The organism is Pseudomonas ogarae, assembly GCF_014268695.2.
In the GTDB taxonomy this organism is placed as follows: domain Bacteria; phylum Pseudomonadota; class Gammaproteobacteria; order Pseudomonadales; family Pseudomonadaceae; genus Aquipseudomonas; species Aquipseudomonas kilonensis.
Map to the genome: position 1 here is coordinate 4046925 of NZ_CP077086.1, position 11633 is coordinate 4058557.

Sequence of the window (11633 nt, forward strand, 5' to 3'; positions counted from 1 at the left end):
TCAGCTAGAACAATATAGTCATACAATAAGAGAATCGATCATGTCTGATAAGAAACCCTCCCTGCGCTCGGCCCAATGGTTTGGCACCGCCGACAAGAACGGCTTCATGTACCGCAGCTGGATGAAAAATCAGGGCATCGCCGACCATCAGTTCCATGGCAAGCCGATCATCGGCATCTGCAACACCTGGTCGGAGCTGACGCCGTGCAACGCGCACTTCCGGCAAATCGCCGAACACGTCAAGCGCGGTGTGATCGAGGCCGGGGGCTTCCCGGTGGAATTCCCGGTGTTCTCCAACGGCGAGTCGAACCTGCGTCCCACCGCCATGCTGACCCGCAACCTGGCGAGCATGGACGTGGAAGAGGCGATTCGCGGCAACCCGATTGACGGCGTGGTGCTGCTCACCGGCTGCGACAAGACCACCCCCGCCCTGCTGATGGGCGCCGCCAGTTGTGACGTACCGGCCATCGTCGTTACCGGCGGGCCGATGCTCAACGGCAAGCACAAAGGCCAGGACATCGGCTCGGGCACCGTGGTCTGGCAATTGAGCGAACAGGTCAAGGCCGGCACCATCACCATTGACGATTTCCTCGCAGCCGAGGGTGGCATGTCCCGCTCGGCCGGCACCTGCAACACCATGGGCACCGCCTCGACCATGGCCTGCATGGCCGAAGCCCTCGGTACTTCCCTGCCGCACAACGCGGCGATTCCGGCCGTGGATGCACGGCGTTATGTGCTGGCCCATATGTCCGGCATGCGCGCCGTGGAAATGGTCCGTGAAGACCTGAAACTGTCGAAGATCCTGACCAAGGAAGCCTTCGAAAACGCCATCCGCGTCAATGCGGCCATCGGCGGTTCGACCAACGCGGTGATCCACCTCAAGGCCATTGCCGGCCGCATCGGCGTGCAACTGGACCTGGACGACTGGACCCGCATCGGTCGCGGCATGCCGACCATCGTCGACCTGCAGCCGTCCGGACGCTTCCTGATGGAAGAGTTCTACTACGCCGGCGGCCTGCCCGCCGTGCTGCGTCGCCTCGGCGAAGCCAACCTGATTCCCCATCCGAACGCCTTGACCGTCAACGGCAAGAGCCTCGGCGAGAACACCAAGGACGCGCCGATCTATGGCCAGGACGAAGTCATTCGCACCCTGGATAACCCGATCCGCGCCGACGGCGGTATCTGCGTGCTGCGTGGCAACCTGGCGCCACTGGGCGCGGTGCTCAAACCGTCCGCCGCGACCGCCGAACTGATGCAGCATCGCGGTCGCGCGGTGGTGTTCGAGAATTTCGACGAGTACAAGGCACGAATCAACGACCCGGAACTGGACGTCGACGCCAGCTCGATCCTGGTGATGAAAAACTGCGGACCGAAGGGTTATCCGGGCATGGCCGAAGTGGGCAACATGGGCTTGCCCGCCAAGCTGTTGGCCCAGGGTGTGACGGACATGGTGCGGATTTCCGACGCCCGCATGAGCGGCACCGCCTACGGCACCGTGGTCCTGCACGTGGCACCGGAAGCCGCCGCCGGCGGACCTCTGGCGGCGGTGAAGGAAGGCGACTGGATCGAACTCGATTGCGCCAGCGGCCGCCTGCACCTGGACATCCCGGACGCCGAACTCGCGGCGCGCCTGGCCGACCTGCCGCCACCGCAGAACCTGTTGGTGGGCGGTTACCGGCAGTTGTACATCGACCACGTGCTGCAAGCGGACCAGGGCTGTGACTTCGACTTCCTGGTCGGCTGCCGCGGCGCCGAGGTGCCCCGCCACTCCCACTGACCCCACCCATCCCCCCCTGTGGGAGCAAGCTTTTTGTGGGAGCTGAGCTTGCTCGCGATGAGGCCCTTCCAGTCAACATCTCTGTTGTCTGTGACACCGCTATCGCGAGCAAGCTCAGCTCCCACAAAAGCTCGCTCCCACAATGGGTCTGTATCTAAATCAAAAATCGCATTAGCGACCCGCCATCGCCGCGCCTGCTATCATGCGCAGCACTCCCCTCGCACAGGATCGCGCCGCATCCCATGGATTACCGTAAACCCTCCGACCGCAAAAGCATGCACGCGCGCATCGTCCAGGAACTGGGCATGCAGATCGTCTCCGGGCGCTTCAAACCGGACGACAAACTGCCCGCCGAAGCCTTGTTGTGCGAAGAGTATGCGGTCAGCCGCCCGGTGCTGCGTGAAGCCACGCGGGTGCTGGTTGCCAAGGGTCTGGTGTATTCGCGCCCGCGCGTGGGCACGGTGGTCAAGGCCCGGCGGGAATGGCACATGCTCGACCCGGATGTGCTGCATTGGCTGATGCAGAGCAGCCCGCAGAATGAATTCTTCAACCTTCTGACCAGCGTGCGCAGCATCATCGAACCGGCCGCCGCGGCCCTCGCCGCACAGTTCGCCAACGAGGACGACATCGCTTCCATCCGCGAGGCCTACCAGCGCATGGAAGCAGCCCCGACCCCCGAAGCCGTGCTGCAACCGGACCTGGACTTCCACAGCCGCATCGCCGACGCCACCCACAACGACCTGCTCGCCAACCTCTGCAACATGCTCTCGGTCGCCATCGCCGAAGCGCTCAAGCATTCCAACCAGCGGCCCAACCTGCATGAGCTGGCGATGCCACGCCACAAGGCGATCCTCACCGCCATCGAGAACCGCGACGCCCTCGGTGCCCGCCATGCCACGCTGGTGCAACTGGACGATGCCCGCAGCGCGTTGAATGTGGTGCTGGGCAACGATCCCGCCTGACATCGCCCCGTAGGAGCTGCCGCGTGCAACGAGGCTGCGATCTTTCCTCTGCCCATTGAATCCCAAGCGAACAGACCGCAGCTTACGGTAGCGACTACCAGGCCTGGCACAACTCGTACTCGACAGGGCGGTAGTTATATACCGCACGCCGGAAAACAAGAGGTCGATACTTGACTCGTCGTCATCCCGACGGCCATGAGCTCAGGAAAAGGACTTCTTATGACCTCGCCCTCCCCGGCTGACAGCCCCTCTGCCCTTGCGCAAACCGTCAGCCAGTCATTTGCCGACCGCCCGACCTTCGAGCATGTCGCGCAACAAATGCTCGAACAGGCCATCAAGGCCAGATACCCCTCGCTGACCATCGACCTCGCCAAGACCCAATTGGCAACACCGGCTGCGATCACCCGTGGCTGGCGCTTTCAACCGTTCATGCCGTTGGTGCTCGAGTACCTGGCCCTCGGCACCCCCGTGGATTTCAGCCCCCGGGGAAATCTTGACTGCTACCTCTGCGACGCGCCACCGCAACGCCTTTGGCCACGCGATGAAAAACTCGACATGAAGGTCATCGAAAAGCTGGTGCTTGAACTGTCCTCCACCGTACCGATCGGACTGGAAGACGCACTGACCCGGTATTGGAACACCGACATCGGCAACCGCCCCCAAACCGCCACCGCTATACGCACCAGCCGCTGGCAATGGCTCAGCGACACACTCAAGAACATGCTGCATATCCGGGGGCTGCAACAGCCAGGACTGACTGAACCGGTACGCGAGGCCCTGGCCCAGATCGTTCGCTGGCCGGACCGTGAACAACGCTTTAGTCACAATATCCCGCCCGTCTACGCCTACAGCCTGGAAAGCACCGTCACCCAAGGCGCCTCCAGCAGCGTGCTGCCCGGCAACGAGATCCTGCTGCTTCATTACACTCGCTACGGCCTCGTCATTGTGCTTTGCAGCCCTGGCAGCGCCGTGCAGGCCTTCGAGTCGATGGAAGCCTTCAACCGGTATTGGGGCGAACGGATCGCCAGTCGCTATGTCGTCGACACCGTGACCTGTCAACGCTACGAAATCGACGGCCATGCCTTCGACACCCAGGCCGCCATGATCTTGGAGCAACAACTGGCCGACTTGCAGGCGGTACAGTTGCCCTCCCGAATAGGCCTGCCAGACCTCAAGACGCTCTACAGCGAGCTGAGCGATCCCGCTCGCTATCTGCACGACGCGCCGCGCCTCACGCCTGAAACATCGGCACGCCTCGAGCCGCTGCTGCCCGAATGGCTGAAAAAAGCCTCCGTCGTCGACCGAACAACGTTCCAGCGATGCAGCCTGGCGCTGGCCAGCATCAAGCAGCGCACTCAAGGACGTCCCGCACTCAGTGACATCAAGGCTTTTACCGCAGACGCATTGCTCACGCAGATGGGAAAGACCAACGACAGCAGCCCCGCCAAGGTGCAACCCCGTCACTATCAACCCGACGATGTGGTACTGACGTTCACCGTCTCGGCGGGATACCCCGGGACCGTTGGCATCAGCGAGAAAAGAACGATGAGCCTGACGCAGCTGGCCATCGACAACCTCGTCGCACGCCCCAGCGGCAACCTGCAACTCAGTCATCGCAGGGGGCTGGCGTTGCCTGCCTGGTTGACGCCGGACTTCATTACCCGCACGGGCGGGCTGATCGAACAGGTCGACATCGGCACGGCGTATCCGCGCTACCTGCAACAAGCCCTGTTGAGCGACTCGCCTCAAGCGCAGGCATTTCAACGGACGTTCGCCGAACAACTCCCGGCGCAGTTGCCGCTTGAAGCACTGCAACAAATGCTCGACAACGAAAACGGCATGACCCGCCAAGGACTGCATCTGATCGAGGCCCTGCTGCAACCCGATGCTGATGGCCGACAAGTTGACGGTCGCCCCGTGGTCATTCGACACCTGGCCTTCCTGCGCAAGCCCCAGGCCCGGCCCGACATCGTGAGCAACATGTTCATCGTCGAGACGCAGGACGCCAAAACGGGCCCGCACCTGTTGTATCGACCGCTGTACGCGCCCGTGCTGTTGGAGTTCCCGACGCGCCAGGCACTGTTGCAGTCCGTCGTGACCAGCGCAGACTTGCAGAACAGCGTCCTGACCTGGATGTCCGACGACGCACGCCCGGTGTATGCCAATGGCGGCTTCCTTGAGCCGCACATCGTGCGCTTCCTTCAGGGCGACGAGTTCAGTGTTCCCGAAAAGCCCGCTCCGGCAACGCTCGCCGTCGACGCCGGCAACGATGAACTGCTGCAATACCTGCGCAACGGCAAATTGACGCAGTACCTGTACGGCTGCAACGCCCGAGCCCTGGTCACCCAGGCCGACCGCAACTCGGTCTCCAACAGCGAAAGCCGCTGGGCAGTGTTACTCAAGGGCGGCAGCCTGCTGTTCAATACACTGCTGTTTCCGTTGCTGCGTGGTCCGGCCATGGCCACTGTCTGGCTATGGAGCCTGATGGCCAGTGCCAGTCAAGATATCCCGGCCTTGAGCAGTGACGATCCGGCGACGCGGGAACTGGCCGCCGTCGATCTGCTGGTCAACCTGGCCATGCTGGTGAGCCAGTTTCCCACCGTCCGTGCGCCTGCTCGCGCCTCCTTGCCGGTAGCAGTCGAGCACCAGGCAATGCGTGCTCCCGCACCGCGCATCGTTGCCCAGCAGTGGCCCGCGCCAGACTTGCCGAGCATTCTGGAAGGATCCGTGGCCTTGCCTGGCGAACCACCCGGCAGGTCTCTGGATTTTGGTTTCAGCAGCACGCGCCACACCCTGACGCAGGAACAACGCACCCGCCTACGGCGCATGCAGGTGCCGCGTCCGACGGCATTGCCAGAGCCGATTGGAAATGGCCCATTCAAGGGTTTGTACGTAATTGGCAACAAATGGCACGTATTGATGGAGGACGGCCTGTATCGAGTCAACCCGGACCCGAACGGCACCACCATTGTCGACCCGCAAGACCCGACACAGACGGGGCCTGCGCTGCAATCGGACCTGGACGGCCACTGGTCCCTGGACCTGCGTTTGCGCCTGCGTGGAGGTGCGCCGCCCAAGCGCCTGGCGGACCAGCGTCGCCTCAATGCCCACAAAGCCGTCGAGCTGACCGCTGAAATGAACAACTACCTCGCCCAGGAGAACGAACGGCAACGATCCCTGGACATTGCCCAACAAGTGATGACCCGGATCGAGGAAGGAAGCGCCTTTACCGAGGAGCAGCGCGCACCAAAACGAAAAGTGTTTTATGACCTGCTCAACGAGCAGACCGACATCTATTTGAAACTGCTGGACAGTGCGCCCGAGCGCGCAAGGCTGGGCATTGGCTTGCCTTCTGGAAGCATCCGCGGGCTGATGGAGAATGTGGTCAACAATGCCCGCAAGGCCTTCCTGGTGGTGGAAATGGATCAACAGGCCCTCAATGCCGCTCACCCGCAGTTCTCCGGAACGTTTGTGGAAGAAGCCGTGGCTCGCGACATGCAGGGCTACGTGATGTTCCTTGAAGCCATGAGCGACATCAACGATCGCGCCATCCATTGGCTGCAACTCAAGGATGAGTACCTGGAGAAGCTATTGAACCTGGATTCGGTGGGGGCCCAAGCCTTCGACCGCCTGACCCGCGGCCGTCCACAGAACGAACGGAATGTCATAGGCACCAAGGCCCTGCAATTGGCCGCCCTGCCGATGCTGGCTATCAAACACCCCGAAACCGGCTTGCCCGATAGCTTGTATCGCATCGTCAGGCCATTGGCCGAGCAAGTGCGCTCTCATGCCGACCTGCAACTGTACGACCTGAGCGCCTCGGAACAGCTTGAGGTCCTGACCAGCCTGACAGAGCATTATGGCGAGGCCTTGGACGCCTTGCAGGGCATGAAAGCCCTGTATGCCGACGACATCAATGACGCCTATTTCGAGAGGCTGACCACGCTGCTTGACAGCCTGTACCAGGATGCCTCCGGGAAACTGGCGGCAGAAGTCAAACCCGAACCGACACCGCGCAAGCGTGCGCCCAAACGCCCCAAGACGTACTCCGGACGTCTTCAGAAAAAGGTGATCAAGACTCGCAGGAGCGGCGTGCTGATCGGTGACCTGAAACCTGCCGGCACCTCCTTGCCGATTGAAGTCGTCGAGTTGCGCTCCGAAGTCGACGATCAGGTGCTGGCCACCTATTCGCGTCACGACGACGTCTGGGACGTTGTCGACGTACACCGACCGGCTCGAGCCCCCAGGACCCGATCGGTCAACGCGATCAAGGGCGATGCACGAACACTGCTGGAGGAGCTGGAAAAACGTCTTCGCCGCGCTGAAAGCTATAAAAAGCGCTGCCGTCATCCCCAGGAAATCGAGGAGATCATGAACAATGAGGCGAGTCGCTTCCGCGCGATCTCGGAAGAGCTCGGCAGGGCCTTCTCAGCCTCACAAACACCACGCACTCCTGCTGATCAAGCGCTGGGCAGGCAGTTGGCCGAGGCTATTTCCACCCTGACGTCCAGGGGCAGCGCCCTGCGTGTCGAACTGAGCCTGCACCTGCCGCCCACCGACGGCAACCTTCAGTACCTGTTCGAAAAGGACCTGATACAAGTCGCGCGGCTGGGTGAACGCAAAGCGTTGAAAGGAGCCCGCAAGGACTTCCTCCAGGAATATGCCATCAACAACCGGGACGGCTTCCCCCTCTGGTACGCGCATTTTCACTACGAAAAAATCGACACGCCGAAAGCCGATTACAGCGTCGCCCACCTGAAAACCAAGGCACAACGCCGGGAAGACTATCACTCGCTGCTCGCCAAGGCCGATAGCCCCTACGCGGTGGTGAATGTGCATCGAGGAAAAATCGGCAAGCTCATGGCGCAGAGCAAGTTCTTGCCGTTGGCGACCTGATTACAACGCAAGCGTAAGGGTTGTGATACCGCTCACCCAAGGCGGGTGTCATTTATTGTGGCGAGGGAGCTTGCTCCCGCTCGGTTGCGAAGCGACCGTCCAAGGGGCCTGCTTCGCAGTCCAGCGGGAGCAAGCTCCCTCGCCACAGAGACTGTGTTTGGACTGGAATGATCAGTGTCTGAGCGACAAAAAAACTGTGGGAGCGAGCTTGCTCGCGATAGCGGTGTAACAGTCAATGAGGTATTGAATGTCAGTGCGCAATCGCGAGCAAGCTCGCTCCCACATTGGATCGCCACGGGGGCTATGCCGCGCAGGTTCTACCGTCGATCAATGCGCAAACAACGAATTGCCCTTCTGCCCCGCCAGTTTCTCAGGCTTGATCAGGAAGCGCGCCAGCGCCGGCAGCAGCCACAGCGCGCCGAACATGTTCCACAGCAACATGAACGTCAGCATCAAGCCCATGTCCGCCTGGAACTTGATGGCCGAGAAGATCCAGGTGCACACGCCGATCGCCAGGCACAAACCGGTGAACAGCACCGCCTTGCCGGTGGATTTCAATGTCTGGTAGTAAGCCTCCTGCAACGGCAACCCGGCGCGCAGGAAACTTTCCAGGCGACTGTAGATGTAGATGCCGTAGTCCACGCCGATGCCCACGCCCAGGGCCACCACTGGCAAGGTCGCGACCTTCACGCCAATGCCCATGAACGCCATCAGGGCGTTGCCCAGCACCGAGGTCAGCACCAGCGGAAGCACGATGCACAGCGTCGCCGCCCAGGAACGGAAGGTGATCATGCACATGGTTGCCACGCAGATGTACACCAGGATCAGGATGGTCAGCTCCGATTCCTTGATCACTTCATTGGTGGCCGCCTCGATGCCAGCGTTACCGGCGGCAAGGATGAACTCCAGGCCATCGCGGTTGTTTTCCTTGGCAAAGTCCTGCACCGCCTTCACCGCGCGGTCCAGGGTCTCGGCCTTGTGGTCGTTGAGGAACACCAGCACGGGCGCCAGGGAGCAACTGTTGTTATACAGGCCATCGGCCCGGGCAATGGAGTTGTTCAGCACGTCAGGGTTACGCGACAGGGTCTCCCACTTCAGGTTGCCCTCGTTCATGCCCTTGATCATTTGCTTGGACACGGTCACCAGGGAAATCGCCGACTGCACGCCCTCGGTGTTCTGCATCTTCCACATCAGCTCGTCGATAGGGGCCATGGCTTCATAGCGCGAGCAGCCTTCGGTCTTGGTCTTGACCATCACCACCAGTACATCGGAGCTGGTGGAATAATTGCTGATGATGAAATTGTTGTCCTGGTTGTAGCGCGAGTCCGGACGCAATTCCGGCGCGCCCTGGTCCAGATCGCCGATCTTCAGGTTCTGGCTGTACCAGAGGCCACCGCCAAAGGCGACCACCGCCAGGGCAATGGACACCGGTGCGACCTTGGCGCTGGCGAAGTTCGACAGCAGGCGCCAGAACGGATGTTCGCGGGTCGCGTCTTTCTTGCTGCGCTCGACCGCACGCTTGCTGATGCCGGCGTAGGAGATTGCCACCGGCAGCAGGATCAGGTTGGTGAACACGATCACCGCCACGCCGATGGAGGCGCCGATGGCCAGTTCGCGGATCACGCCGATGTCGATGATCAGCAAGGTGATGAAGCCCACGGCGTCCGCCAGGATCGCGATCATCCCCGGCAGGAACAACTGCCGGAAGGTACGCCGTGCCGCCGTCAGGGCATTGTCCGCCTCGCTGGACTGCAAGGCGATGCCGTTGATTTTCTGCACCCCATGGGAAATGCCGATGGCGAAGATCAGGAACGGCACCAGCATCGAGTACGGATCCAGGCCGAAACCGGCCGCATGCATCAACCCCAGTTGCCAGACCACGGCCACCAGGGTGGTGGTCAACACCGCCACGGTGCTGCGCATGCAGTTGGTGAACCAGTACAGCAAAATCAGGGTGATGACGAAGGCCACGCCGAAGAACAGCACCACCATGACCAGGCCGTCGATCAGGTCGCCGACCTTCTTGGCGAAACCGACGATGTGGATCTGCACGTTGGGGTTCTGGGCTTCGAACTTGTTGCGGATCTTGTCTTCAAGCTCGTGGGAGAACTTCTGGTAGTCCAGGGCGAGCAACTTGCCCTGGTCCTGCGGGTCCGGGTAGGACTCCAGCAGCGGGATGTCGACGATGCTCGACTTGAAGTCGTTGGCTACCAGGCGCCCGACCTGGCCGGACTTGAGCACGTTATTGCGCAGCAGGTCGAGGCTGTCGGCCGAGCCGTTATAGCTCTGGGGGATCACCTCGCCACCGGCGAAGCCCTCCTCCGTCACTTCGGTCCAGCGTACGCTTGGGCTCCACAACGACTTGAGCCCGGAACGGTCGACACCGGAGATGTAGAAGACCTCGTCGTGGATCTGGCGCAGGGTCTCCATGTACTCCTTGGAGAAGATGTCGCCATTGGTGGCTTCCACGGAAATACGCACCGTGTTGCCCAGGTTCGCCAGGTCGTTGCGGTGCTCGAGCATCTTCTGGATGAAGGGGTGCTCGAGGGGGATCATTTTTTCGAAACTGGTGGACGGCCGGATCAGCGTGGCCTGCCAGAACAGGAAAATGCTGACCAGCAGGCAAATGATGATCACTGCCGGGCGGTTGTTGAAAATCAGGCGCTCGAGGAACGTCGCCTTGTCTTGGTGATGACTGCTCATGGGTTCCGCCTTCTTGTTTTTGTGCCCGTCTTGCAGGACTGACTCATTTGCTCAGTTCGGCGCCGGTGGACGTGGTGGCACGCACGCCGCCTTGCCCCGCCAGGATCAGGTTGCCGTTGCCTGCCGCCGTGACGGCTGCCACGGAAATCCGGTCCGGGCGGTTGAACACGCTGAAGGTCTCGCCGTCGTCGGTACTGCGCACGACGCTGCCGCCGTTGCCGACAATCACGATGGAACCGTCCGCCAGCAGCGTGGCGCCTGACAGGCCGAACTCCAGGGCGCCCCGGTTGGCCTTGAGCTCGACCTGCTCCCACGTGCCGCCGAAGTCAGTGGAGCGATACAGGTTGCCGCGCAAGCCGTAGGCCAGCAGCGTCGATGGCTGGGCGGTGCCAATGACCCCGAACAGCGAGCCTTCGTACGGGCCTTCGACCTTTTCCCAGGTCTGGCCCCAGTCGGCGGAGCGGAACATGCTGCCGGCCTCGCCGACAATGAACAGCCCGGCGTCTTTCACGGCGGCTATCGCATTGAGGTGGAACTGGTCTTCGTTATCGAGGCGGTCGCTGGCGTCTTCCCAGTGCTTGCCGCCGTCGGTGGTTTCCAGCAGCGCGCCGTAGGCGCCCACGGCGAAACCGTTGCCGGGGTCTTTGAACCAGACGTCCAGCAGGGGTGATTCGCGGGTAAGGTCTTCGAATTGCTTGGTCCAGGTGCTGCCGCCGTCATCGCTGGCGAGGATCTGCGCGTCGTGCCCTACGGCCCAGCCGTGTTTGTCGTCGACGAAAAATACCGCCGTGAGCAGTTGGCGAGTCGGCACCTTGGCCTGGGTCCAGGACGTGCCCTGGTCATCGGAATAGACAATGTGCCCACGGTCACCGACCGCCACCAGGCGCTGGCCGGCGTGGACCACATCGAGCATCAGGGTTTTGCTGGCCTTGGCCGATTCCACGGAATAGATGACATCGGACGTCGACGCCGCAACAGCCATCACCGGTGCCGACAACACCGCAGAGCCCAGCAGCGAGAGCGCCGCAGCCAGCAACGCGACCCTGCGCAGCATCGGCGGCCGGCTGCGGCCCACAGCCATGACAGGCTCATTCATAGACCTTTCCCCCATTATTATTGTTATGGCTTGGTACGTTGCCAGTCCTGGAGCATAGTCCTGAAACCTGCAATCTAGAGCCACTTCGGAAGCAGACCTATCCTATCGGGCTTTCGAAAGGTCTGACAATCGACGCCACGTTATCTTTTGTTAACCGGGGAGGATATCGGCCAGGGGTGAATCAGAAGACATTCGCGAG

At 61.6% G+C, this 11633-nt stretch carries 5 protein-coding genes; 3 read left to right on the plus strand and 2 right to left on the minus strand.

The genetic code is table 11. The features are described from left to right. Positions 1–40 precede the first annotated feature (40 nt). From HU749_RS17565 to HU749_RS17575, 3 genes are all read left to right on the plus strand, one after another. Entirely contained in the window at positions 41–1777 is a 1737-nt protein-coding gene (locus tag HU749_RS17565) for an IlvD/Edd family dehydratase (RefSeq protein WP_014339057.1), read from the plus strand. A 242-nt stretch (positions 1778–2019) separates the two neighbouring features. Further along, the gene (locus HU749_RS17570; protein ID WP_003202686.1) at positions 2020–2739 is read left to right on the plus strand and encodes a FadR/GntR family transcriptional regulator; all 720 of its coding nucleotides are present in this window, start codon (positions 2020–2022) and stop codon (positions 2737–2739) included. 219 nt (positions 2740–2958) lie between these two features. Then, on the plus strand, positions 2959–7635 hold the full coding sequence (locus HU749_RS17575) for a dermonecrotic toxin domain-containing protein (RefSeq protein WP_095974020.1): 4677 nt from the start codon (positions 2959–2961) through the stop codon (positions 7633–7635). 327 nt (positions 7636–7962) lie between these two features. Here HU749_RS17575 and HU749_RS17580 read toward each other — a convergent pair whose 3' ends face one another. Together HU749_RS17580 and HU749_RS17585 are read right to left on the minus strand one after the other, a co-directional pair. Continuing rightward, the gene (locus HU749_RS17580; protein ID WP_014339055.1) at positions 7963–10338 is read right to left on the minus strand and encodes an efflux RND transporter permease subunit; all 2376 of its coding nucleotides are present in this window, start codon (positions 10336–10338) and stop codon (positions 7963–7965) included. Positions 10339–10381: 43 nt separating this feature from the next. Further along, positions 10382–11434: a WD40/YVTN/BNR-like repeat-containing protein gene (locus HU749_RS17585; protein ID WP_046062767.1), complete on the minus strand. Its 1053-nt coding sequence runs from the start codon at positions 11432–11434 to the stop codon at positions 10382–10384. Positions 11435–11633 lie beyond the last annotated feature (199 nt).